Genomic DNA, 23,660 nt, shown 5'->3' on the forward strand with positions numbered 1-23,660 from the left:
GTCTACCATCCGGCTCTAATCATGTTTGGCGATTCTCCAAAAACGTTGTATTTGATCCCGAGCAGTCCACCTACATTGTCATAAAACCCGCCAGCATCGACGGCTATCCCTGCAGATAACTGCAGGCCGGGTATGCGCTTCACATCCACTGCCACCTCATGCAATGTGTATGCCTGATTTCTGGGTGAACGGGTGATCACGTTATTATGCGTGCCGAAATTACGTGTGTAGGTGAGCATCGTTCTTCCGACGATGCCCGGTGCGTACCGGTGCAGCATGCCGATATGGCCGCCGACGATGCGGTTGTTAATAAAATTCCGGTTGCCCATGTTTCCTGTATTGTCATGCCGCCAATTTACTGCATTGAATGGAAGGAAGTTGGAGCCGCGATACAGGTTGAGAAACAGCGGGGTTCCCACACTTCGGTAGTGATATTCCCAGCCTGTCGAATAGACGCCGTTGTTGTAATAGCTTTGTAATTCCCGATCTTGAAAACTTTCCATCTGTTTGGTGTAAATAAACTCAAACATGAGCCGGTCCAACCAACGGTGATTTTTCAGCATGACGTTGAGTCCGCCTACCCGGTCGATATTGCGTAGATCAATGCCCATGCCACTTTCAAATGGAACCTGGAAGTACATATGCCACAATACATCGTCGAATTCAAGGTCGCCGCCAAATTCCACAAGGCCGCGTTGGGCGCCTGCCCGGTTAGGCCGCCGACCGTCGGGTACGCTGCCATCGTTCGCTTCTTTCACAAATAATACGTCGAAAAACCCCTTCCAAGATCGGTCCAATACGAAGCGTCCCCGTTCGCCGCCCCATATGGCAAAATGCTGTACGCCGCCGTAAACCTTAAACGGTCCGTTGCCAAGTTTGGCATAAAAGGTCTTTTCATGCAACCATGCCCGTTTCATCGACTGTTCTTCTCCCATCCAGCCATGGCTCATCAGCCCCTTGATCTGTAACCATCCGTTGGTGAAGGGAACAGGCGTGTATGTCGGCAGCGCGACGCCGACCTTGGGAATAGGCAACGCGTTGCCGCTTACGCCCAAGGAGCCGGTTGACAACAGCGGATCTATATCGCCTAATCGTTCTTGGTAACGGCCACCGCGTAGTTCAAACGCACCATATCGGACTTTGAGGTATCCCTGCTGAATCACCACCCGGTTGAAGTGCTGATTATTGACAATGTTGGCACCGTATTCTACGCGGATATCGCGCTTGCCGGTAGGAAACGCGTGCGAGTTGCGTGCTCCGATAAACGTTGCCAGATCCGCTCCTTCTTCGCTAAGCAATCCAAAGCGGTTGGATTCGATCCATAACGGCTGGAATGCTTTGGAAGCAAAAGAAGCCATGGTGCCGACTTGTATCTTCAGGGAATCGATCTGCTGCGCATGAGCGAATGCCGTGAGGAGCAGGAAGATGAGACTAAGTTTGTTTCTCATAGGTGATCAACGTTATCAGGTTCCGTTCAAATTCCTTCAACAATTGTTCTTTGCTCAAAAAGCGTTCCGCATATTGCCTTGCACGCACCCTGAATGGCGTGAGATCCATATGAAGCGCCTGCTGCAGGCCGGTTGTCAGCGCATTTACCGATTCCGGTTCAATCAATATACCCAATTCATGTTCGCTTATGACTTCGTGCAAAGATGTACCTTGGATGGCGGAAACTACCGGGCATCCGCCCGCAGCCAGGATGCCCGTAAGCTTGCTTGGCATCACCAGGTCGGAAGCTGATTTTTTTTGCAGGACCAAATGCACATCGGCGGTGGCCAACAAGGCAGACAGCTTTTCATAAGGTTGCAGCGGATAGAACCGTACCTGCCGTAAGCCGGCTTGGGCTGCCAAAGCTTTCAGGCGATCACTGGCACCACCCGATCCACAAATAACGAAATGCACGTCTGTCCGGTCACTGAATTGCTTTGCGGCATCAATGATGATTTCCAGTCCTTGTTTTTCGCCCAGATTGCCAGCGTATAGCACAACTTTGTCATCCAGCGGTATGCCCCACTCGCTTCTCAACGAGCGCGATTTAGGCAGTAGGTTTATTGTTTTTTCGTCTACCCAGTTAGGAAACATGATGTACTTCGTCTCGGGCACCCCTTTTGCAAGGATTTTCTTTTTCATTCCCAAGCTGATGGATGAAATTCGGTGGCTTTGGTGAAGGAGGTACCTTTCCGCCTTGAAAAGCACGTCGAGCAACCTCTTGTTGCCGATCATACCGAGTTCCTTAGCGGCGTCCACCTGCAGATCCTGAACGTGGGTTACCAGTTTTGCCCCTTTGAGTTTAGCGTAGAACGAAGCAAAAAAGCCAAGGTGGAACGGCGGGGTGATATTGATGACGACGTCGTATTTTTTCTTCAGCAGCAGACCAAGCCACTTCGGGAACATACCGCCAAGAAACGAGAATTCATGCAGGATACGTTTTTTGGCACTCACTTCCCTGGGGACATACAGCGGTACGCGGTGCACGGTAACGCCGTCCACTTGTTCTGTAATCCATCCGGTCCCCTTGTAAGCATCATGAACCTTCCACTCCGGGTAATAGGGTTTGGCTGTGACGACCGCTACAGTATGCCCTTGGGCGGCAAGCCACTGGCTCATTTCGCCAGTATATTTGCCGATGCCCGTAAGCTCTGGGGAGTAATTTATGCCGAAGATGAGGATACGCATGTAGATATCAGTCTGATTGTTCTTTTATTTTACAATAGATTTCGGTAAAATATGCCATTTTGAGAATTGCGAAGGCGAAGCCGCGTGCGCCGTCCAGAAAGCCACCCATCAAAACAAAGCTACCAAGAAAAAATGCCGGTCCGATAAGTGGCGTACGCATCAACCGGTATTTAATGCGTTGTTTTGCTGTTAAACGGTAGTTGCTTGTCGACTTCATCATCCGGAGGTAGCGAGCGGCTTCCCAACTCGAATACGCATTGTGCTTGTTTATATAATGGGCAATGCCGCGGAAATCGCGGTGGTCGATCTTTTCTTTGATCGTACCGATATCGCCGGTCAATATGGGATGCTCATGGATTTCCATATCAAGGTGGCTCCACTGTTGTTCGTCTATATACTCATATTCGCCAGCGCCGGTCCGGAACAAGGCCAGCTTTTTTAGCGGATACCCCCCTTTTAGTTTTTTCCCCATGAAATATATGGTGTAGTTTAACCAAAAGCCCACTTTGGTGGTATCCTTAAGTTTCCTCGCTGTTTCTTGTTTAAATTCAGGGGTGAGATATTCATCCGCATCGAGAAACAATACCCATGCCGTGGTGGGTGTGTGATAACGCAGATACCAATTGCGTTTTTTGGGAAACCGTCCATTCCATTGAAAATCGATGAATGAAGCACCGAACCGTTCAGCGACGGCTTTGGTTCGATCGGTACTGCCCGAATCGACAATAACTACCTGTTGCGCAAAATCCTCACCGATTGCCTCAAGGCATCCAGGAAGGTTTTTTTGCTCATTCTTAACGGGAATAACAATGGTCAGATCTAATTTCATAGACGCTTTTTAGTCAAATTTTTTATTCCAATGTCCGTGGAGCCAACGGTCGGCACGGAAAACCCGAACACACGGTCCAAGGCAACGTATTTTTGGTAACTACCGACCGTGCTCCGACTACTGATCCTTCTGCGACGGTCACACCCGGATGAACAAACGCTTCAGCGGCAACCCACGCATAGTCTTCGATCACTATCGGTTTGGCGATCAAAGGAAACCCTTTCTTGGTGTAATCGTGTGTTCCCGTGCATAGATATGCCCCTTGTGAAATGACTGCTCGCCTGCCGATAATAATCCTGCCTTGACTGTAAAGATTGGCACCGTTGGCTACGCCGCTTTCGTCGCCGATTTCAATATTCCACGGGGCCCAGACTTTGACAGCAGGGTAAACGTGCACATCTTTCCCTATTTTGGCGCCAAACAGCCGGAGCAGGAGCGAACGCCATCCGTGCAGCGGGCGCGGGGAGTAGCGAAAGAAAAGAATATAGACCGCCCCCCAAACGGCCCTTGTTAAGCGGTTTTGCAAGGAGAAGGAAGGTCCAGTATGCGTATCGGTATTATATGCCATAATCAATTGATTTCAATGTATTGAACAGTTTGCCTGCAGCTTTTCCGATATCGAATTTGGCTTCGAAAGTGTTCTTGGCGGCTAAGGCTGCATTTTCCTTATCGCGGCCTGTTGAGCTGAGCCACTGTCTCAACATTTCATACACGGCCTGTTGTGTGTCATCCGAAACGAGGCCGCCTCCGCCTTGAATGATTTCACGCCAGATGTTCACTTTATTGGTTATGATTACAGGCTTTGCGCAGGCCATGGCTTCCACGATAGCGATGCCGAAATTCTCTTGATGGCTGGGCAAAATGAACGCCTCGCATCCATACAGCGCTCCCCATTTAGCACCTCCGGTCAACATTCCCGCGAATACGATCTGGGAAGTTGATTGCGCAAGCGCTATCATTTGTTTTCCGAAAGCCGTATCCAGTCCCGGGCCCGCGATGACCAGAACAGGAAGTGTACCCGCCTCATGAAGTAACTTCTGATAGGCTTTTATCAACATATCCACCCCTTTTTTTTCATGAATCCTGCTCAGGAATAGCCAATAGGGCTGGTCAAATTTAACAGGACACACCGCGTGGAAGTCATGGGTCAGTGTGATGGAATAGGGGGGAGGGTTTTGTATCCCATAACCGATGTTTAGCTCTCGTTTGGGGCTGTAAAAAGCGAACGTCTCGCGGGCGAGCAGCAACTCTTGTTCGCAAGTAAACAACACACCATCGGCATTATTTACGGCGTGCTGTTCGAAAAGGCGCCAAAAAAGCCAATTCCGGATGGCTTTCAGCCGCCGGCCTGGAGATTTTTGAAAATAGGGATCAAGCATGCCGTGAGGCATAATGAACAGTTTTGGCGCGGTGCCGTTGCGTGTTTTGTAAGCTTTTATCGCCTGATAGGTACCATAACTGTTGTACAGCCACAGACCGTGGATAATGACGGCATCAAAGCGGTGTAAATGAGCAAGCAGCCACCGCTTCAGCTCACTGCAATAAGCGTAGGGTCCTTTTGCCGGACCAATCGCATGGACGATGAACGGGTCACTACCCAAGTATGGCGCATCAGGCGAATCAAAGCTGAGCACCTCATTGTGCACTCCTAATTGCTCCAGGACCGGAACGCTGTTGCGTATACCCTGACTTGGACCACCGTGGACGGGATTCATGCTACTGATGACGCGCAGTATTTTCATGGCTATTTCCATTTTCTAAGATTCGTTTGTAAATGTTCTCGATGCTGTCCAATGCCTGATCGGCATCAAAGCGTCTGACATTTTGAAGGCCGCGGTCAACCACAGCCATCCGATTTGGCATATGGAGAAGATCTGCCAGGGCATGTGCAGCGGCGTCCGCCCATTGTTGCCTCTTTGTGTTACCCTCCATGGGCTTTTTGTCGATGTACACGGCGGCAGCTCCGCCTACCTCGTTCATCGGGGCCTCGTTGGTGGTCATTACCGGACAACCGGACGCCATGGCTTCGATGATTGGCCAACCGAATCCCTCAGCCAGCGAAGGAAACAAAAAAGCGCTAGCCGCCGCATAGAAATCTTGGACATGCGAATCGTTCACCCCTGTGAGAAAAAAGATGTCTTGCTGGTATGCGGATTGACGATGCATGGTGTTAAGTTGCCGATCCGGTTGAGCCCCGATAAAAATCAATGGAAGCGGTATGTGATATAATCTTCGCCAAGCTGAGTAGATTTCAATGACGCCGGACCGGTTTTTATACCATTGGTTGCCACCCACGTGCAACAAGAACCCTGATGAAAGATCAAGGTTAAATTTATTTGCTAGCGCGTCGCGGACAGGGGTACGGTCTGTTGCTGGACGAAATTTCCGGGTCAATCCATTATAGACCACTTCGGACACATCCGGCTCGGAAGCAAGGAACCGATGGAGATCCATTCTGGTCTTCTTTGAAATAGAAATAAAGTTTTTGCCTTTCCGGTAGCCTTGCCTGATATACGCTTGATAGATTTTTCCCGTCAAACCCGTTGGATTTTCCGGAATTTCTCCTGAAGCGCTACGCTGCGCCAAAAAATCGTGGCAATGAATAACGTGGGGGCAGTGCGCGGCATGCCGCACCCAAGGACCCAGCGCGTGATCGGTGAAGACGAACAACGTGTTCGGCTGGTCTTTCTTTAGTTGCTTTTTTACCCATAGGGGAAAGCGTACGTATTGATCGATATACCCCATCCATTTCTTGAGTGGCTTGGGAACGGGCAGGCGGTGACATACCGGCTTGGGTTGCCAAACTTGAACTTCATGACCACGTGCTTTCATACCAGCGACCAGCCAATTTGCATACCGGGGCATGCTTTGGGAAGGAATAAAAGGCGGATGTGTAAAAAATACGATGTTCATGGAGCTAGCGTAATCTTGTTTTCAGTGATGCCATAACTAATCCTCCTGACAGTACGGCGAAACCCAGTGAGGTGGGTTGTGCCCATTGTCCTTGTAGCACGTTTAAGGCCGAAAAACTAAGCAACAGCCAAGGTAGTCCATTGCCGGTTGCCAGGCTGTTGAAAGACAGCATACCCAATTTGGACACGGTGAATATGCGCAAAACAATTATCATCATGCCAAGGAAAAAGCCCATTTCGCCGATCACCCGCCCCCATTCGCCCTCGGATATCAGGAACGTAAGTTTGCCGGACAATAGCATTGCTCCAACGTTTGTTCCCATACCTAAGCCATGGCCCCAAAACGGAATATCCTGTTCGCCGAATACCGCCGTATACATACCGCCTAAAAACCGGTCTACTAAGACGCCTTCCATACCTCCTTCTGATTCATTGGCTGCTTCAAAACGAGCCATAAACGCTGCTGTTGCTGTTTGAAAAAATGCAAAACTTTGAAGTATAGCTACTAGAATGGCGAACGACACCAATGCGATAACCAGCGATTTCAATAGACGGGGACGTTTAGCTATGACAAATAGGGTGAAAATGAACGATACGCCTACCTGAAAAAGCAACGCCCGGCTGATGGACAACGGAATGGCGGCCAACAATCCAATGCTTGCCAATAATAAGACCCAGCGGCTGACGGCTTTATCCTTATACAGCCAGAACTGTATAATGAAGGGGGCAAGCATCCCGTAAAATAAGGTGGTCCCGTTTGTAAAGGAAAATGTACCGGGCGGTCTTGCAAAACCTAACGCTCCACTGAATCCCGCCCCTTCCACATCGCCGCCGACCCCCCTATTTACCCAGGCGGACTGAGGACTGTAGAACTGGAAAGCAATAAGAATGGTCATCGGTATGGCGATCCATACCATCGCTTTCCCAATTTCAGCCACGTCCTGCCGGCGGAACACCTTTCCGATGAGGAACATGAATGGCACATGTATGACAAGAATCCTCAGCCCGTAAACGGCTACTACTATGTTTCCATGCGCAAAAATAAGGGTGACAAAGAAGGAGATCAATGCGGTCAGCATAAAACCGATCATTAGCCCATTCTTAGGAAATACGCCTTTATGATAGGCGATGATCAGTAATGCCAATGCTATCGGGTCGCGTACGATTAGTAAAGGGTTTGCCAATGACGGTAAAAACCACTTCCTAAGTGCACCTTCAAAAATCAGTAACAGAAAATACAGCCAGATACCCCGTTTAAGCAGCAAAACCAACCGCTCGTGTCTCTTTTTTGCGTGCATGCTTATCGCAGGGGCTTCAAAAGCTGTAGAGAATACCGATGCCATAGTATTATCCAGTTACAGTGACTTCCTTTATTTTTTCAGCTAGCTCCCTGCCATATACCGGCCACGGCCGTTTCCTCGCTGATTCCAAGGCAGCCAGCCCGTTAGCTTTAATCATCATGGGATTTGACAACAACCGCTCGATTTGTGCTATCAAAGCCGGGGTACTTCCCGCGTCAACTAACCAACCGTTGTCATCATGCGTTATCAGGTCCGGTCCCGCAGTTCTATGGGTGGTAATGACCGGCGTGCCTTGTGACATCGCTTCGGTAATCACCAGTCCAAACCCTTCAAATAGGGATGGAAAGACCAAGACATCGTGTTCGCGCATTAAGGCGATTACATCACGATGGGGCAATGACGGGATCCATCGATGCTGCTGTAATCCGGCTTCCAAGGGAACGCATTTTTCGGCGGTTTTCCTTCCTACGATCGTCAATTCCACGTATGGCTTTAAATAGTCCACCGCTTCCAGCACATTGGCTATTCCTTTTCGTTGGGACAGCCCACCAACAAACAGCAGTTTCAGTTTCTGGCCTGAAAGTATGCTGTAAGGTTTGCCGTTTGCAATCTCAGGGAAACCATAAGGAATTACGTCGATTGGCGGCAACTTCCCCGGATACAAGGCCAAGCTACTTTTTGTAAAAGTGCTGGCGACAAAAATATGGTCCGCTAGTGCCAATTCTGCGTCTTTCCGTCTGAGTTTTCGATCTGAATCCTTTAGTCCGGTCAACGTCGCGGACCACTCGGGCCGGTTTATCCGCTCGGCAGCCAACAGTTGATGCATGGCACGCCAGTAACCTATTGGTAAATCATATAAACATCTGATATTCGGTTTCGCCGCTTGAAAACTTGCTAGTGCTCCGTCTTCATAAGCATATATGGCGTCAAACGCTTTTGTATTTCTGGCTACCTTTTTATCCAGCGCATGATAAATTCGGTCGATGCAGAACCTTCCGTTTTCATGTTTAACAAAAGAGGTCAGCTTCGCTTTTTCGGAAAGCAACCTGCAGAGTTCGTTTGCCGGGTACGCCTGGGTATACGGTTTTAGCGCCGCTGCGTATGTTCGCTTGCGAAACTCCTTAAGTGGGCCGACACCCGAAATACCGTAAGCAAGTGTCCCAGGGAATAGCGCAATAGTTGTGTAGAACGAACCCAATAGTCCCGCTTGCAATAAGCCTTCCACCGCATTTCTGACGTTGGCGTTGCCTGTAGGATGGGCAATTGACACTCTCATGGATATATAATTACTGTGTTAGGGCATGTTTGATAACTGCCAGATACCGCTTCGCGACCACTTCCGGGCAATGATTAGCTAAATGTTTGCTACTGCTTTCCTGAAGTTGATTGCGTTTCTGTTCATCTTCGATCAGTGCTTTTGTTATTAGAAAGAAATCATGCTGGTCGTTTCGCTTAAATGTGATTCCGGCAGATCCCACTGCATCCGGTAGGCCGCCCCCATCGGATACGATGGGTATACAACCACAAGCCATCCCTTCCAGAGCAACGTTGCCAAAGGGTTCTTCCCATTTAGAGGGCACGAGTATAAAGTGATGCTCATTTAAGGTGCGCACTAGTTCATCCCCTTTTAACGGGCCGGTGAAGTTGATTAAATCCGTCAAATTTAATCGTTGGACCAGCTGTTCCAATGGTGATTTTTCAGGACCGTCACCAATGATCGTCAGTTTTAAACCAGTGGTGCCCGGTAAGCCGGAAGCTTGCCATAAAGCCTCGTCTTGTTTTAACTGACGAACCAATTGTATGGCCATGTCTGCCCCCTTATCAGAAACCAGCCTTCCGACGAAAGCAAATGCTTTATTTCTATGGATCGCGGACATTTTCCTGAATAGATCTTTCCGATATGGGTTGCCTATTACTACACACTTCGGGTGTGTCGATTTCTTAATGGCTTCGCTTACGGCGATTATGCCGTTGGCTTTAGCCACTGATAGCCGCTTTAGCTTGTCCTGAGGGGCTATCCGGCCATCGGTGCGTCGGATAAAAGTCCTGACGGCCACCACCCGTTTCTTTTTTGGAAAAATGAGGGCAGGCCAGGAGAGCCGAAGGGAGGGGTTGTTCTCGAATACCACATCCGCCCATGTGATTTGACGGATAAGGTCCAACATTGATGGATTCCGGATCACCGGAAAATTCATCCGCTCCTCACCCTGGAACGTGGTGTGCGTGACGAGCCGCACCTGCATTCCCAACCTATGGAATTCCGTAGCGAGCACCTCAGAGTTGACTTCGATGCCCCCGATGTCCGGATAGAATTTATGCGAAAGGATCAGAATCTTCATGGTCAGCTATTGTCGTTTAGATTATTGGCCAACTGTGTAGCAACGACCGGCAACAAACTTTGGTAGGGTGTCTCCGATTTTTTCTGCTGGAAAGCCGCTGATAACTCGTTAATTATCAATTGTTTTCTGAACCCATAGTCGATATGGTCTTCGCCCGGCCGCCAGTTAAACACCCATACAGGCAGTCCATGCTCCAGCATTGCAATAGCTGTTCCGCTTTTTCCGATATATCGCGGGCTTACGCGGCTGATGCCGATATCCATCTGCTGCATAATGACGCTGATTCTGGCCGTGTTTTCAATGAAGCCAAGGTCGATTACTGAAAACTTCGGGCCGAATGCCATTTCCAGTTCGCTTAGCGCCCTGAGGTATTCTTCTTTGCGTTGCGACGGTGCCGCGATAATATATAGCGAGATAGCTGCAGTTGCCAGTGCCCTTTTAAGGGCGTCTACGATATCGGGAAAATTTTCAGGTTTTGGTGCGGCTCCGAAATGCAACAGGTTGAAACGCCTACCGTCGGTTTCATTTATCTGGTGACCGATTGCCCCGTCGTTATAGGGAATGTTTCCGAACAACCCGAGAATGGCCGCATTGGCTCCTATTCGGCGCAGTCTGGTGACGTATTCCGAGATGGACGTATGAATGACTCGTGGTCTTATTGACCGGACAAGGCGTCTGATGATTAACGATTGCAATGTGCTCAACAAGCCATAGAATCGGTCTCCGTGCTTTTCCACCCACAACTCGTGAAACATGATGTGCCATTTTTTGTCTCTGCCGAGGTTTTTTAGTTTGTCCGGCAAAATATAGGGCAATCCTTTATCGTGAAATGAGTAAGGAACAAATTGCAGGCTAAGCCAATCAGGCCCATGATCGTCAATGAAATCGCCAGCCTTTCTGATCCGATGCCGCCATTTCATGTTGTTGGATAGCCGCAGGGTGTGTATTGTTTTTTCATCGGGCAGCTGGCTTTCGATGAAGTGATGTCCGTGTAAATGTTTATCATGGAGCGCGATAATGGAGACACTGTGACCCTCTGCCGCGAGTGCCGCGGAAAGAAGGCTGGTGTAATCGCCGACACCATCCTTGCCGGGTTCTAGGCTGCCGCATATGAAACATACTCTCATGACTGTCGGTTTAATTTGTCTTCAATTCCGCTGCGTGGGTTGGTACGTTCTTTTTATGTCGGATAATATATCCAAGAGCTGGTCCGTTTTGGCGTTAAAAATTTCATCTTTACTCATGGTGGGTTCTTCCTGTACCAGGGCACTGAGTGCGGCGATGCTTTTTTTCCTGACGAACAGCTGCTGATACCGGTCCATTAGTCTTTTGCTTAGCCCAATTACCTGTTGAGGCAGCATATTCCGGGTTTTTTTTCGAAGCTTATGCTCAAATGCTTCGTCGTACCGTTGGAGCGAGGGTAACTTACGGGCGTGGTAGTCCATCTGAAGCGATTGTGTCCAATCGCTCCACTTGAAATCATCAATGAATTGATAGGTTTTGACAGGGATCCAGGGTATACGCAGCGCATCGGCCACAATGGCGAAATGCATGGCTTCTGCTATAACCATTTCTGACTGCAGAATCTGGTCAATGACCGCGTTGATGGGCGTTCGTGGACTCACGTAGTGTATACCGCATTCAGCACAGATATCCGCCCACGAATAAATATATTCACTGGTCCAATGCGGCATGTAGGACACCTTATACCGTTTTGCCTGCGTTGGGAAGTGAAACTCCCGGAGCAGTGCCGCGCCGTCGGTGACCGCAAGGTTAGCATCCAGTTTCAATGCCTTGGCGGTAAGCGGACCTCTCACACAATAAAACTTATAGGAATCATCAATCGCTACGGGGCCGTATTTCCTGGCGTATGCCGGCGAGTAGCCACTGCTAAAAATTATCTTGTTTTTGGCATGCTTCATCATATCAAATCCAATAATCGAGCCTATTCCGAAAAAGTCGGTCTCATCGTCTTCATCAAAGAAAGAAGGTAAGACGTTATTAAAAATCATCGGATTCAAAGCATCTCCGAAATTATCGCCGTCGAAGTATCGTAGTCTCATGGTATGGATTATATGCTATTTGTACTTTATGATCAGTCCCCGCAAAAGCATCAACAGGCTCTTTACCGTGCCTGGCGAAAACAGGTGACTTCTGTAGGGCTCCCCCAATAAAATGCGCATTGCTTCCCTCGGTTTATTGAACAAAATGGCTTGTCTCAATGCCCTCGGGGAAATATTTGATAATCGTATTTTGCGGTAATCGACCGGCTTGTCTGCAGGATAGGGCAACGCCTCCAGTATTCGGAAAGACCGGTAACCCCAATCGTCTTTTGTGCTTCTGTTTATCGAATCGTGGCTGAGCCGGTATGTCGAAACATATTCATTGAGGAAATAGAACTTGGCACCTGCATTGGCAAGATTGATGCCGAAAGCAAAGTCGCACGCGTTTCCAACGCCGATTTTTTTCGGATAACCGATGTTTTTTACATAGTCCATGTTTACCAGGAAACCATTCATTGGAATCTGCTGCATGATAGCGGAGTCCAGGGATGTCAATACGCTCCCCTCATAGTCGGCTGTTTTGAAGTAAGATGCCATGTCCCGCTCCGTTCGTTCCGTAAGTACTTCGCCATCATGTGTCGTTATATACTGCTTGCCAATCACCAGATGAATGTCGGAATGTGTTTCAAAAGGCTTGGCCATTAGCTCAAGGGCATTAGGCAACAGCGTATCATCGTCATGAAGCAACAGAAATTTATCTCCGCTAGCTTTTTTGATAAGCATATCTACGTTGTCGTTTTGCCCTAAGCCAGGCTTATTGTGGTGATAGTTTATTTTTATAGCTGCAGTGTTTCCGGCAAATATACGTGCGACCAGTTTTTCGGATAATTCATTGTTTGAATCATCTCCGATCAGAATTTCATATGGTTTACGTGTCTGCGCAAGACAACTTTCTATGGCCGCTAAAAGCAATTCGGGTCGATTGAATGTGGGGATGGCAATCGATACGTTCATCGTCATGAATTCATAGCATTAAAAAAGTTCGCTGCTTCTTGCTCTTGGACCGCCTTTAGTGCGATAAGCCGCCCACTTATCCGAGGCCAGTCGAACGTTTCTCGTTGGCGGAAGGAGGACAAGATATGGTCCGCAGTGATTTTCGCAGGCAGGCTGCCTTTTTCTTCCAGGCCGATACTGCCAAGCAGGTCATCATGCTTGTCTTTGTAGTTGATCGCAATAAACGGTACATGGCACAAGGCCGCTATGGCGATGAAGTGCAGCCTTAACCCGGCGGCAAACAGGTAGTCGGAGAAAATTTGTTTGGCCTCTGTAAATGTTCGGGGGATAGGCAGCAACCTCAGTTCGGGAATTGCAGCTTTAATTCCGGTAGCCTCGTTGCAGTCGATTTCGTGTAGCGGGAGAAAATGAACTTCGTATCCTTCCGTGACGAGCTGTCTGGAAAACTTGATTAACTCATTTTTGGAATGCTCTCTTCCATCGAAAAGATGATGAGCGCCGAAATTTATTAACACTTTTTTCGGCTTTTCTTTCGGCGCGACCGGATCATACATACAAAAACATGCATCTCCGATGATGTTTCTCTGCTTTTTTACGGCAGCGAGTATTCGTTCGTAAGACAATTTACCCCTTATCCCCCCAAAGCTGTTGGTCACTAACATGTGGTTCCATAGCTCCTCAAAGTTGATCGTTGAGGTAACACCGGTGCCATGGAAAAAAATCGGGGTATTGGATGCGTTCAGACTGCGTATAAAGCGCTTTTCTGCAAAGTAAGGGCCAATCAAGGTGCCTCCACCAACGACAATACCTGCGATACGCCGCTTAAACAATGTTCGGTAAAGCTTTACATATAACGGGCTGTGATGCAACACGGGCAACAGGACCGTCCCACTGAACAGCGTTTTTGCGCTTTCAAATACCAGTTCATCTCCGAAGTTTCTATCTCCGAGAAACCCATAGTATGCGAGTACTCGTTTTTTTGAAAAATACAGCTGCCAAAAGGAGGGGAAGTGTCCGTAAAAGTAGGCTCTTAGAACGTATTTTTTGATTTTTTTAAGCATGCTTCGTTTTCTTGATGACATGGTAAAAGTAAAGCAACCGCAGGCCATAGATCGTGGCAGTTGTCGTTATCGCATAGAGGATAACCCCTTTGATTTCCGAGATCGGAAAAATAAATGCGGCACCCACCTGAACGAACACCGTGGTGGAGATAAACAGTGCCGGTGGAACTATCAATCCTTTGGAAGCCATTAGGCTGTTAGTAGCTTGCCCGATTATGGTAATGCAACCGCTGATCGAAATTAACAACAGTTCGGCGTTTAATCCTTGATATTCCGGTCCCAAAACAAAGAGGATCGGATCGGACAGCAAATAAACCAACGAAATGATGAACAAGCTCGTCAAAAAAAGAATCAGCTGGCTTCCGGCAAAATAGGTTAACAAAACTTTCTTTGTATCGGGAAGTTTAGCGAAGCGCGGGACGGCAAGCGTACCGAAGACCGTGGTTACTATGGCAAACGAAGCCGAAATCCTCCCGAGGGCACCAAAGCTGGCCAACGCGTCCGTATTGCCAAAGATAGAAATGAGCCAAATGGTGACCTGACCTGATATGCAATAGTAGACGGAAGCGGGCAGCACACGGCGCACAACGTTGAGAATGGAGCTCCGTACAGCGTTGTCTGAATACTGGTTCTGGTCGGCCAAGTTTGAAGACAGTTTGCGCAGTCGTATGTTGCCCAGTATTCTTGGGATGCCATTGGCCAGAAGTGCCACGAAGGTCCAAGGCCAGGCAAGCAGTGCCAAGGCAGCGAAGACCAGCCGTTGCAGGGCAACCATAAAGTGGTTCTGTTGTAAAGGTTTGATGTCTTGATGGAGTTTTAGCGCGGTCTGATAGATGGTGTCCGAAAGCGTCGCAAAAAATGCCGGCACAAGGGCTGCTACAATCAATATGCACTGCAGCGCACTGGCACCGTGCTGGGACAGTAGAAAGATAAGTATTGGTATCGCAATGATTAAGCTTCCAAATGCAAATCGCTTCCGAAGGTCCAATCCTGTTGCTAATACGATCCCCAATTTGGTTTTGTCCTTCCAAACCTTGCCGCCCTCAGCCATCGTACCGCTGCTAATCCCCCCATCCGCTAACACAGTCATCATGCCGAGCATCGTATTCGCCAATGTATAGTAAGCATATTCTTCTTTTGGGAGCAATCGGACGATCATGATACCACAAGCCATGGTAAAAACCTGAACGAGTACCTGAGCACCGCCAGTAAGTGATATCAACTTGCCCCATCGTGATGCCTTCGCAAACCCGGGGTGTTTAATCATATGATTGATCGAGCCTTTCATTACACCAAGTGTTCCCGTTGGGTCTTGCTGTCTTTGCGTAAAATCGCTAAATCGGACGATACCATTTCTTTACATAACGCCGGCAGATCATAAGTCGGCTTCCAGCCCAGTTTTGTTTTCGCCTTTGTGGGATCGCCGATCAACAGTTCGACTTCGGTGGGACGGAAGTAAGACGGGTCGACGCACACCACTTCCTGGCCAACGGACAAAGGTGCCTCTGAGTTGGATACCGATTTGACGTAACCCTTTTCGTCGACCCCTTCGCCGTTGAACTCGATGGTTACCCCAACCTCGTTAAAAGCCATCGTTACAAATTCCCGCACAGGTGTAGTGATGCCTGTAGCAATGACGAAGTCCGCTGGTTTGTCTTGCTGTAAGATTAACCACATTGCCCGCACGTAATCCTTTGCGTGGCCCCAGTCCCGACGGGCATCAAGGTTTCCGAGAAACAGTTTTTTCTGCAAGCCAAGGGCGATTGCTGCAACCGCGCGTGTAATCTTGCGCGTTACAAACGTTTCACCGCGCAATGGGCTTTCGTGGTTAAAAAGAATACCGTTGCAGGCGTACATGTTATAGGCTTCCCTATAGTTTACGGTAATCCAATATGCATACAGTTTGGCGACCGCATAAGGACTGCGGGGATAAAACGGTGTGGTTTCACTTTGCGGTACTTCTTGTACAAGGCCGTAAAGCTCTGAAGTAGACGCTTGGTAGATGCGGGTCTTCTTTTCCAATCCCAAGATCCTGATTGCTTCCAACAGGCGCAAGGTGCCGATTCCGTCTGCATTTGCCGTGTATTCAGGCGTGTCGAAGCTTACCTTAACGTGGCTCATCGCCGCGAGATTGTATACCTCATCGGGCCGGGTCTCTTGGATAATGCGAATGAGGTTGGTGCTATCCGTCATATCGCCATAGTGTAGCTTGAATCGTACGTCTTCATCATGGGGATCTTGATAGAGGTGATCAATCCGGTCGGTATTAATCAGGGAAGAACGGCGTTTGACGCCATGCACCATGTATCCTTTTTCGAGGAGTAATTCTGCAAGGTATGCGCCATCCTGGCCATTTATTCCAGTAATGAGTGCTGTTTTCATGGTAAAATTATATGTTATCTATGTTAATCTTTATCGCGCGGCGTCGGCGTTCCGCAGGAAGTCTTGATATGCCTTTTCGATTCCGGTATTAAGAGCTGTCCGGTGTTTCCAGCCTAAACTGCGAAGCCTGCTGACGTCCATCAATTTGCGGGGTGTACCATCTGGCATGCTCGTATCGAACAGCAGTTCTCCACGATATCCGACAATATCTTTGATCAACTCCGCTAACTCTTTGATGGTTAAATCTTCTCCTGTTCCTACATTGATCAGCCCGCGCTCGCTATAGCTATTCATGAGAAATACGCAGGCCTCAGCAAGGTCTTCAGCATACAGAAACTCACGTCTCGGGGAACCGCTTCCCCAGATCGTTACGCTTGGTTGGCGTGCTAGTTTAGCCTCGTGAAAACGTCGGATAAGCGCAGGCAAAACATGTGAATTTTGCGGGTGATAATTATCTCCGATTCCGTAGAGGTTGGTAGGCATCACACTGATAAAATCTTCGCCATATTGATCTCGGTAAGCCTCACACAACTTAATGCCGGCAATCTTGGCGATGGCATAGGGCTCATTAGTCGGCTCCAGCGGTCCTGTGAGCAGGTACTCTTCCTTCAATGGCTGTGGTGCCATTTTAGGGTAGATGCAACTACTTCCCAAAAAGAGTAATTTTACTGCATCATGGCTATGGGCAGCATGGATGATATTGGCTTCCATGATCAGGTTGTCATAAATAAAATCAGCCCGGTACGTGTTGTTGGCAACAATACCGCCTACTTTGGCTGCCGCGAGGAAAATATATTCAGGGCGTTCGTTTGCAAAAAAATTGTCGACGGCTTGTTGGTTGCGTAGATCGAGCTCTGACGAAGTTCGCAAAACCAGGTTGTTGTAGCCGTTGCTTACTAAGTAGCGCATGATAGCGCCCCCCACCATTCCCCGGTGGCCCGCAATATATATCTTACTGTTTTTGTCCATGGCTTCTGTTACGATTTTTTATTTTTGATTTTTTCTCCGAATTTCCACCATGATTTATTGGCCCTATCGTTATCGTAATAGCCGTAGCCGTATCCACTGCCATAGCCGTACCGTCCGCCCTGAGGTTTAGCGTCGTTGATCAGGATGGCTATCTGCTTCATTTTTCCACTGCGATATAGTTCTTCAGGGATTTGCAATTGGTTTTTATGCGTGTATCCTTGGCGTATCACATATATCGCAAGATCGGCGTATTGGCTGAGAAGCTGAGCATCGGTCACTAACCCGATAGGCGGGGCATCGATGATGATGTAGTCAAAAGCTGCGTTCAGATAGGTCATTAATTCACTAAGGCGGCCGCTAAGCAGTGTTTCCGCCGGATTAGGCGGAATGGGGCCTGAACTGATCAAAAACAGATTTTCATGTGCTTCAGACGGTACGACAACATCCGCCGGACTAAGGGAAGTGTCAATGACGAAGTTCGTAAAGCCGGTTCCGCTAGCTAAATTGAGCCTGACGGAGAGATTGGGTTTACGCAAATCCATTTCCATGACCACAACGCGCTTTCCGGATAGCGCAAATACCATTGCCATATTGAGTGCGACGAAGGATTTACCTTCTCCACTCATGCTTGACGTGAGCAGTATTGTTTTGGCGTCGGGCGCATTCAGGTAAAAAATCAGATTTGTACGGAGTGAGCGGAATTGCTCGGCGATGGCGGTGCGTGCGCCGGGAGTGACGACTAGCGTTTCCTTCCCCTTGCTGTGCATAATTTCACCAATGATAGAAACCCGGGTCCGTTTGCTGACATCTTCCCTATTCTCCACACGGGTATTGGTCAGATCGCGTAAATAGATTACGGCAAAAGGAAGCGCTAGTCCGACTAACAGGCCGGTGAGCAGCACAGTGGTGCGTTTGGGGCTGAACGGAAACGCAGCGGCCTTTGGCGGGTCGATGACCCGGCTGTTGGAAATGGTAGCTGTTTTGCTGATAGCCGTTTCTTCGCGCTTCTGCATGAGGTATAAATACAGCTCTTGTTTGATTTGCTGTTGCCGGGCCAAGTCGAGGTATGTTCGTTCGATTGCCGGCACTTCCCGCACTTGCCGACTTAATTGCCCAGCCTCCCGGCGGAGACTGTTACGGGTAATATTCAGCCGATTGCGTGTACTGCTGAGGTTGGAAAGCATGTCCCGCCGCAGGCCGCTGAGTTGCTGATTAAGGTTTATGATAGCGGGGTTGTCCGGCGTTGCGCTCATCAGTCGCTTATCCCGTTCCAGAAGCAACGCATTGTATTGCGTTACTTGGCTGCTAAATACGACATCCTCTGGTATGACGGCGTTTGGTAACACACGTTCGTTGGCATCACCGGTCAAAATCGTTTCCACGTTGTCGAGGATGTCCAGTTGTATTTCCACTTCGGCCAGCTGTTTCACAAACTCACTTGAATTCTGCAGCAACAGTTGTGACTGGGTAGGCATATCAGCAAGCTGGCGGTCCTGACGGAAATTTTGGATATCTCCTTCTACATCACCAAGCTCTTGGCCCACATAGAGTAACCTGTTTTCGATGAATGCGATGGTGCTGTCTGCGATGGTGTTTCGGTCTTTCAGGTTGCTCTCCATGTATTCTTTGATTATGGTATGCAGAATCTCTTCGCCTTTGCCTTGCAGTGGATAGTTAAACCCCAAGTTGATGATGGAAACCTGCTTGTTATTGATGGCAACGGACAAGCGCCCCATATACTCATTTACCTTGTTATCAAATGAAGCAACACTGAATTTGTATACCCCTTTCACTTCTTCGGCAGGTAGTTTGCGTGAAATCAGTATGTCGCCGACACCGGGTAGCTTTACGGTCTTTCCATAATCGACGTCTACCGAAAAATCATTCTCCTGGTAGATGCGCACACCACGGGAATCAATCGGCTCAAGCATAAAGGTTCCGCCTTTAACCGAGTCTGGGGATGCTAATGTCACTTGGAACGGCGAGCGATGAACCTCAATGTCGCGTACCCGTCCGGGGAAAAAGAAACTGACCTGCGCATTAAGTGACCGGACCACTTGCTCCATCAAATAACGTGTTTTGAAAATCTCCGCTTCGTTCTCAACGGAGCTAACTCCTCCAAAGAAGCTATTGATATCTCCCGTGAATGAACCCTGGCTTCCTGCGCCGCCACTGCGTTGTGAATGGTCGGTGACAAGCACCCTGGCGCCGATCCGGTAGATCGGGTGACTATACCGGAGGTGTATATAAGCAACGGACAGGCCTATGGCACCGCATAATGCAAACCAATACCAGTTAGCAAGCAGTTTTCTTAACAAATCAAAAATTCCTTGCCGGTCTTCTGAATTGGTGGGTTCAAAAGCATCTTCTTGCCATTCGTTCATGGGGTCTCGTTGTCTTAAATTAAAGCCTTGTGATTACCAACGTGATAACGGAAAGTGCTGATAGCGCAATCGATATAAATTGCACGGTGCCAGCATTGTTCGCGGCTACCCTGCCTCTACCGGGTTCTACATATATCACATCGTTTTGTTTAAGGTAGAAGTACGGCGACGTAAACGTCTCATATTCATTAAGGTTGAACCGGATGAATTGTTTCTCGCCACTGTTGTCACGGATAAGCAACACGTTCTTTCGGTCCCCTAATATTGTCATATCCCCGGCCATGCCCAACGCGTCCAATAAATTGATGCGTTCACTTGGCACCGTGTAGGTAGACGGGCGAGCAACTTCGCCCAAGACCGTAATTTTGAAGTTGGCAAATCGAACTTGGACCGTAGGTTCCTTGAAATACTTGGACGCGGCCTTAGTAACCATCTCACGTACCTCCAGCGTCGTAAGACCGGCGACTTCAAATGTGCCCAGCATCGGCATGGTAATTTTACCCGCTTTATCCACTAAATAACCTGCCGGTACCGAATTGTGGTTAGTGGTAGCGGCAGTCGCATGATCAACAACTCCTCCTGACAATTGATCGGACACCATCGCTAGCCCGCCATCAATGGTTTGAATCGTAATGTGCAAAATGTCGTCAAGCTGCACAACCGGTTCCGTATAGTCTCCGAGCTTAATTGTCGGGTCGTTTGCGGGAATATTGTCAAAATAAACAAGGTCTTTCCTGGCTACGCAAGCGTTTAATCCCAGAAGTATGTATGATAGTAAAATGATTATTTTTGTTCTGTGTTTCATACACCAATTAAAGCTAAGTTTTTTATCGGGTTTTTTCTGAATATGCTGTGAGCGTCACCGCTGAGGACGAACTGTTCGATGGCAGCAAGATGTTTTTGATGATGCAGGTCGGTGCCCACAAAATCAATCATACCGCGCTTCAGCAGGTGCTGCGCGGTTTTTTTGACCTGTTGACTATAATACCCTGTAGGTGAAAGCAAATTCATCTGCATTAGGCAACCGAGGTGTTTAAGCTGTTGATAGCGGTTTAAACGGTCATAATAAAATACATATCGTTCGGGGTGCGCCAATATGGGCGTGTATCCGTGTGCCTGCAACTCGAAAATCACACGGTCAATATGCAGACTTTCTGACATATAGGACATTTCGATGAGCACATGGTTATGCGGGAGTGTCAAAAGCTTTTTTCCTTTGCCGAAGCGTGCGTCAAACGCCTCGTCAACCATATATTCGGCGGCAAACCTTAACGTAATGCGGTCTGGTAATACCTCACGCAGCCCTTCGAAGGCGCGTTGGATGGTTTCTGCAGTGTTGGGATATAATTCTGTGTGGACATGAGGGGTAGCATAAAAATAGCGCAGCCCCAACGATTCCAAGCGATTGATGTAACCGAGCGAAGTCTCAATGGAAGGGCTGCCGTCATCAATACCAGGTAGTAGGTGGGAATGGACGTCCAAACCTAGCCAATCCAAACTTGTGTGATTCTTTGCTTTATTCAAAAACGTAAACATCCCGAAAATTGGGTGAACTGAATTTTTACATGTAAATCAATGCTTGCCGTGCGAGGAAAAAGAAGTTTTAATAGGCATTTTCCTCGCCAGTAAGCATGTTAATTATGGTCAGGAAGACAATACGCACGTCGAGCATTGTCGTCCAGTTTTCAAGGTACCAGATGTCGTGAGCGATGCGCCGCCCCATCAATCGCGGATCGGTAGTTTCCCCTCGGTAGCCGTTCACTTGGGCCCATCCCGTAATACCGGGCTTGAGAAACTGTCTAGCCATATAGTGATCAATCATTGCACTGTACTGCTCGGTATGCTTGAGCATATGCGGGCGAGGCCCGACAACGCTCATATGGCCCGACCATACATTGAAAAATTGAGGTAATTCGTCTAGGCTGGTTTTCCGTAGAAAGCGACCGATTCGCGTGATGCGGTTGTCATCCCGCGTGGCTTGCCGTTTGTCGCTGTCTGAATTGACCCGCATGCTTCGAAATTTGTAACAAAGAAAAGGCTTGTTGTCGCGACCGCTGCGGTATTGTTTGAATAGCACCGGTCCCCGGCTTTCCAACTTGATAAGTAAAGCAATAATGGGATATAACCAGCTAAGTATCATTACGATCACCGCGGTGCTAAAAAGGAGGTCGAATAGGCGCTTTTTGAACCGGCCGCCCATATCATATGCCGGCTCATGACGGATGCTCACTACTGGCACGGGCCCCAATACACTCACCTCGTATGGTAGACTGTCTCTTCGGGTAAGGTCGGGCACAAGTTTCACTCGAAGGCAGTACTGTTCCCCAGCCTCCAGAAGCGCCGAGGCTTGAGCGATTTGATGGGAAGGAAGGGAAACATACACCTCCTCTATGCCACGGTCAACCGCACGTTGAAACTGCTGTAGCGCCGTATTGGTTACCTCGCCATTATCTTTGATCAAGGAGTGATCGTTTTCAGACAAATAGCCTTCAAAAGCGTAATCTTCTTCATGGGCACGGAAATAACGGGCCAATCGCCTGCTGCCCTCATGTTTACCGATGATGGCAACCGTCTTCCGGACCTTGAAGTTGCGGATGAGCACCCGTTGAAAATAGGTGCCCAAAAAGCGGCTTAAAACCAGCATCGCAGCCAATGCGAAATGAAAGACGGTCAGGAACAGCACGGTATGAGTTGCACCAACGTCGGCTAAGTATACGTAAAGCGAAAATAGCACCGCATGGAGCGTTGCGGTTCGATAAGTAGCACGGTAAATTCCGTCTAAGTCGCTCACAGATGCTTGGGCATATAAGCGGAATACACCAGCAGACAATAGCCACATTAAGTTAGCTATCGGAAGATAGTACCGATAGATTAAGCGTTCATCTAAAAATTCAAAATAGTCAGTTGTGACGCTGGCTACAACGAATACCCCATTTAGTATCAGTAGATCGGAAAAGGCTAATACAAACTTGAGTAAATAACTATAACGTGTTTGCATTTCTTTTAAGATAGACGGGTGTCTGAATAACCTTTTTTCACTAATCAACAAAAAAAGTTGATTGAAATCTCTAAAATTTTTCCTTTTCTACGTAGAAATGTAAAAAATAGAAATAATTATATTCCTGATGTTTCAAAAAACATACCAAAACGGCAACTAGCTATTAATTTGCAGTGAACTTTGTGTTAAACTATTTGGTATAAACAAATTTCAGGTTAAAAAAATAAGCTGCCAACTCAATTTTAGCGGTGTTTTTGATACGATTGGTATGAGTGGTCGATTTTTTACTATGCATATCGTCAGTTCTCTTTCGGCTGGGTCGGTGTTGCTGAGCTCGGCCGTTGTGTACTAAACCTGACAAAGGGATTTCGGAAACAGGTCGAAAAGCGGCGTAGGCGCGCTCCTCGTCGGTGTCCACATTAATGATCAGTGCGCCAAGCTGTCTGTCATTTAGCACACGGTTGTTTACATAGGCGAACTGCTTGCGGGTGGAAAGTCTTGCGCAAGTGGTCTGCACGGATGCTGCAGAAGCATCGACCAGCCGAGGCATGCTCACTGCAACCCGACCCAATCCCGGCTGACCGGCGACCATGATCGGGGAAGCGTATGACAAGTGTTGTGCTGCAACTTGTGGTAATCCCGCCAATTCAGCGGCAATCTGTACAGGTGTGTTCTTCATAGCGAACAGAAGATAGATGTTGTTTTTCAATCCTGTAAACAGTTTCTGCTGCTGTTTTGTTTTGTGGTTTGCTTTTTTGTTTTTGAAATAGTTGGTCTTTGTTATTAATGCTC

The 23,660-nt window shown here is 48.2% G+C and carries 21 protein-coding genes; all 21 read right to left on the bottom strand.

The window, feature by feature from the left end; all coding sequences use genetic code 11:
- Positions 1-2: 2 nt before the first annotated feature.
- The 21 genes from ACFOET_RS15090 to ACFOET_RS15190 all read right to left on the bottom strand — a co-directional run bounded on the left by ACFOET_RS15090 (position 3) and on the right by ACFOET_RS15190 (position 23,577).
- Positions 3-1,448: a capsule assembly Wzi family protein gene (locus tag ACFOET_RS15090; protein WP_379024123.1), complete on the bottom strand. Its 1,446-nt coding sequence runs from the start codon at positions 1,446-1,448 to the stop codon at positions 3-5.
- Positions 1,432-2,676, bottom strand: coding sequence for a WcaI family glycosyltransferase (locus ACFOET_RS15095; protein WP_379024125.1), 1,245 nt, complete (start codon positions 2,674-2,676; stop codon positions 1,432-1,434). Before ACFOET_RS15095 ends, ACFOET_RS15090 begins: the two co-directional genes overlap by 17 nt.
- A gap of 7 nt (positions 2,677-2,683) precedes the next feature.
- Positions 2,684-3,505, bottom strand: a complete 822-nt coding sequence (locus tag ACFOET_RS15100; protein WP_379024127.1) for a glycosyltransferase family 2 protein — start codon at positions 3,503-3,505, stop codon at positions 2,684-2,686.
- 22 nt (positions 3,506-3,527) lie between these two features.
- Positions 3,528-4,073, bottom strand: a complete 546-nt coding sequence (locus tag ACFOET_RS15105) for a WcaF family extracellular polysaccharide biosynthesis acetyltransferase (protein ID WP_379024129.1) — start codon at positions 4,071-4,073, stop codon at positions 3,528-3,530.
- Positions 4,063-5,247 carry a glycosyltransferase gene (locus tag ACFOET_RS15110; protein WP_379024131.1) on the bottom strand — a complete coding sequence of 395 codons (1,185 nt, stop codon included), beginning with the start codon at positions 5,245-5,247 and terminating at the stop codon, positions 4,063-4,065. Before ACFOET_RS15110 ends, ACFOET_RS15105 begins: the two co-directional genes overlap by 11 nt.
- The gene (locus ACFOET_RS15115) at positions 5,222-6,418 is read right to left on the bottom strand and encodes a glycosyltransferase (RefSeq protein WP_379024133.1); all 1,197 of its coding nucleotides are present in this window, start codon (positions 6,416-6,418) and stop codon (positions 5,222-5,224) included. The genes ACFOET_RS15110 and ACFOET_RS15115 overlap by 26 nt, the downstream gene beginning before the upstream one ends.
- Before the next feature lie 4 nt (positions 6,419-6,422).
- Entirely contained in the window at positions 6,423-7,760 is a 1,338-nt protein-coding gene (locus ACFOET_RS15120; protein ID WP_379024135.1) for a hypothetical protein, read from the bottom strand.
- A 4-nt stretch (positions 7,761-7,764) separates the two neighbouring features.
- Positions 7,765-8,994 carry a glycosyltransferase family 4 protein gene (locus ACFOET_RS15125; RefSeq protein ID WP_379024137.1) on the bottom strand — a complete coding sequence of 410 codons (1,230 nt, stop codon included), beginning with the start codon at positions 8,992-8,994 and terminating at the stop codon, positions 7,765-7,767.
- 10 nt (positions 8,995-9,004) lie between these two features.
- Positions 9,005-10,057: a glycosyltransferase family 4 protein gene (locus ACFOET_RS15130; RefSeq protein WP_379024139.1), complete on the bottom strand. Its 1,053-nt coding sequence runs from the start codon at positions 10,055-10,057 to the stop codon at positions 9,005-9,007.
- A 2-nt stretch (positions 10,058-10,059) separates the two neighbouring features.
- Positions 10,060-11,184, bottom strand: coding sequence for a glycosyltransferase family protein (locus ACFOET_RS15135; RefSeq protein WP_379024141.1), 1,125 nt, complete (start codon positions 11,182-11,184; stop codon positions 10,060-10,062).
- Positions 11,185-11,205: 21 nt separating this feature from the next.
- On the bottom strand, positions 11,206-12,120 hold the full coding sequence (locus tag ACFOET_RS15140; RefSeq protein ID WP_379024143.1) for a glycosyltransferase family protein: 915 nt from the start codon (positions 12,118-12,120) through the stop codon (positions 11,206-11,208).
- A gap of 15 nt (positions 12,121-12,135) precedes the next feature.
- Positions 12,136-13,074, bottom strand: coding sequence for a glycosyltransferase family 2 protein (locus ACFOET_RS15145; protein ID WP_379024145.1), 939 nt, complete (start codon positions 13,072-13,074; stop codon positions 12,136-12,138).
- Between the two features lie 2 nt (positions 13,075-13,076).
- Positions 13,077-14,135 carry a polysaccharide pyruvyl transferase family protein gene (locus ACFOET_RS15150; protein ID WP_379024147.1) on the bottom strand — a complete coding sequence of 353 codons (1,059 nt, stop codon included), beginning with the start codon at positions 14,133-14,135 and terminating at the stop codon, positions 13,077-13,079.
- The gene (locus tag ACFOET_RS15155; protein ID WP_379024149.1) at positions 14,128-15,402 is read right to left on the bottom strand and encodes a lipopolysaccharide biosynthesis protein; all 1,275 of its coding nucleotides are present in this window, start codon (positions 15,400-15,402) and stop codon (positions 14,128-14,130) included. Before ACFOET_RS15155 ends, ACFOET_RS15150 begins: the two co-directional genes overlap by 8 nt.
- Before the next feature lie 20 nt (positions 15,403-15,422).
- Positions 15,423-16,517: a GDP-mannose 4,6-dehydratase gene (gene gmd, locus ACFOET_RS15160; protein WP_379024151.1), complete on the bottom strand. Its 1,095-nt coding sequence runs from the start codon at positions 16,515-16,517 to the stop codon at positions 15,423-15,425.
- Positions 16,518-16,547: 30 nt separating this feature from the next.
- Complete coding sequence (gene fcl / locus ACFOET_RS15165) at positions 16,548-17,486, bottom strand: GDP-L-fucose synthase (protein ID WP_379024153.1); 939 nt, start codon at positions 17,484-17,486, stop codon at positions 16,548-16,550.
- Positions 17,487-17,494: 8 nt separating this feature from the next.
- Positions 17,495-19,870, bottom strand: coding sequence for a GumC family protein (locus tag ACFOET_RS15170; protein WP_379024155.1), 2,376 nt, complete (start codon positions 19,868-19,870; stop codon positions 17,495-17,497).
- Between the two features lie 19 nt (positions 19,871-19,889).
- Positions 19,890-20,675 (bottom strand): polysaccharide biosynthesis/export family protein, encoded by a 786-nt coding sequence (locus ACFOET_RS15175; RefSeq protein WP_379024157.1) that lies wholly within the window; start codon positions 20,673-20,675, stop codon positions 19,890-19,892.
- A complete protein-coding gene (locus ACFOET_RS15180) occupies positions 20,672-21,367 on the bottom strand; it encodes a tyrosine-protein phosphatase (RefSeq protein WP_379024159.1) in 696 nt (231 codons plus the stop codon). Before ACFOET_RS15180 ends, ACFOET_RS15175 begins: the two co-directional genes overlap by 4 nt.
- A gap of 106 nt (positions 21,368-21,473) precedes the next feature.
- Entirely contained in the window at positions 21,474-22,868 is a 1,395-nt protein-coding gene (locus ACFOET_RS15185; protein WP_379024161.1) for an undecaprenyl-phosphate glucose phosphotransferase, read from the bottom strand.
- A gap of 190 nt (positions 22,869-23,058) precedes the next feature.
- Positions 23,059-23,577 carry a hypothetical protein gene (locus ACFOET_RS15190; RefSeq protein ID WP_379024163.1) on the bottom strand — a complete coding sequence of 173 codons (519 nt, stop codon included), beginning with the start codon at positions 23,575-23,577 and terminating at the stop codon, positions 23,059-23,061.
- Positions 23,578-23,660 lie beyond the last annotated feature (83 nt).

This window comes from Parapedobacter deserti (assembly GCF_042646065.1).
Lineage (GTDB): Bacteria > Bacteroidota > Bacteroidia > Sphingobacteriales > Sphingobacteriaceae > Parapedobacter > Parapedobacter deserti.

Bases quoted from the DNA above. Each gene is read 5' to 3' on its own strand.
- ACFOET_RS15090 (WP_379024123.1), bottom strand. From the start codon at position 1,448: ATGAGAAACAAACTTAGTCTCATCTTCCTGCTCCTCACGGCATTCGCT.
- ACFOET_RS15095 (WP_379024125.1), bottom strand. From the start codon at position 2,676: ATGCGTATCCTCATCTTCGGCATAAATTACTCCCCAGAGCTTACGGGC.
- ACFOET_RS15100 (WP_379024127.1), bottom strand. From the start codon at position 3,505: ATGAAATTAGATCTGACCATTGTTATTCCCGTTAAGAATGAGCAAAAA.
- ACFOET_RS15105 (WP_379024129.1), bottom strand. From the start codon at position 4,073: ATGGCATATAATACCGATACGCATACTGGACCTTCCTTCTCCTTGCAA.
- ACFOET_RS15110 (WP_379024131.1), bottom strand. From the start codon at position 5,247: ATGAAAATACTGCGCGTCATCAGTAGCATGAATCCCGTCCACGGTGGT.
- ACFOET_RS15115 (WP_379024133.1), bottom strand. From the start codon at position 6,418: ATGAACATCGTATTTTTTACACATCCGCCTTTTATTCCTTCCCAAAGC.
- ACFOET_RS15120 (WP_379024135.1), bottom strand. From the start codon at position 7,760: ATGGCATCGGTATTCTCTACAGCTTTTGAAGCCCCTGCGATAAGCATG.
- ACFOET_RS15125 (WP_379024137.1), bottom strand. From the start codon at position 8,994: ATGAGAGTGTCAATTGCCCATCCTACAGGCAACGCCAACGTCAGAAAT.
- ACFOET_RS15130 (WP_379024139.1), bottom strand. From the start codon at position 10,057: ATGAAGATTCTGATCCTTTCGCATAAATTCTATCCGGACATCGGGGGC.
- ACFOET_RS15135 (WP_379024141.1), bottom strand. From the start codon at position 11,184: ATGAGAGTATGTTTCATATGCGGCAGCCTAGAACCCGGCAAGGATGGT.
- ACFOET_RS15140 (WP_379024143.1), bottom strand. From the start codon at position 12,120: ATGAGACTACGATACTTCGACGGCGATAATTTCGGAGATGCTTTGAAT.
- ACFOET_RS15145 (WP_379024145.1), bottom strand. From the start codon at position 13,074: ATGAACGTATCGATTGCCATCCCCACATTCAATCGACCCGAATTGCTT.
- ACFOET_RS15150 (WP_379024147.1), bottom strand. From the start codon at position 14,135: ATGCTTAAAAAAATCAAAAAATACGTTCTAAGAGCCTACTTTTACGGA.
- ACFOET_RS15155 (WP_379024149.1), bottom strand. From the start codon at position 15,402: ATGATTAAACACCCCGGGTTTGCGAAGGCATCACGATGGGGCAAGTTG.
- gmd (WP_379024151.1), bottom strand. From the start codon at position 16,517: ATGAAAACAGCACTCATTACTGGAATAAATGGCCAGGATGGCGCATAC.
- fcl (WP_379024153.1), bottom strand. From the start codon at position 17,486: ATGGACAAAAACAGTAAGATATATATTGCGGGCCACCGGGGAATGGTG.
- ACFOET_RS15170 (WP_379024155.1), bottom strand. From the start codon at position 19,870: ATGAACGAATGGCAAGAAGATGCTTTTGAACCCACCAATTCAGAAGAC.
- ACFOET_RS15175 (WP_379024157.1), bottom strand. From the start codon at position 20,675: ATGAAACACAGAACAAAAATAATCATTTTACTATCATACATACTTCTG.
- ACFOET_RS15185 (WP_379024161.1), bottom strand. From the start codon at position 22,868: ATGCAAACACGTTATAGTTATTTACTCAAGTTTGTATTAGCCTTTTCC.